This is a genomic window from Blastococcus goldschmidtiae (genome assembly GCF_031845325.1).
In the GTDB taxonomy this organism is placed as follows: domain Bacteria; phylum Actinomycetota; class Actinomycetes; order Mycobacteriales; family Geodermatophilaceae; genus Blastococcus; species Blastococcus goldschmidtiae.
In genome coordinates this window covers 1-453 of sequence record NZ_JAVREI010000047.1, presented here as the reverse complement: position 1 = coordinate 453, position 453 = coordinate 1, and the positions used below count along the sequence as shown (strand labels likewise).

The window sequence follows — 453 nt, the reverse complement described above, 5'->3', positions numbered from 1 at the left end:
GATTTAATGTTGCTGTCGTTACGCGCAACCAAAACCGCACCGCTCCAGCTGTAAGGTTCGGATTTGTCAAATGTCGCCTGGCGTTCGGGGCTGGTCAGGCCGACTTGGTTTGCCACCACGTCGAAACGTCCGGCTTTCAAACCCGCCATCATCGAATCCCATTGCGTTTCTTTAAACTCGACTTTTACGCCCAGTTTTTCCGCCACGGCGCGGGTTACTTCCACGTCGTAACCGGTCAGTTTGCCGTCTTTGTCGTGGTAGGTAAACGGTGCGTAAGTGCCTTCCGTGCCGACGGTAACCGTGCCTTTATTGTTGATGCGCTCGATTAAAGAACCGGAAATTGCCGATTGTGCAGGCGCGGAAGATGCTCCGCTGCCGCCTTCCGAACCGCCGCAGGCCGCCAAAACCAATGCGGCAATGCCGCCGAGTACGAATTTTTTCAACATCATTCCC

1 protein-coding gene is annotated in these 453 nt (G+C 54.7%); it reads right to left on the bottom strand.

From position 1 onward, the window contains the following. A partial coding sequence (locus tag RM425_RS21520; protein ID WP_311347273.1) for a transporter substrate-binding domain-containing protein occupies window positions 1-453 on the bottom strand: 453 nt, incomplete at both ends.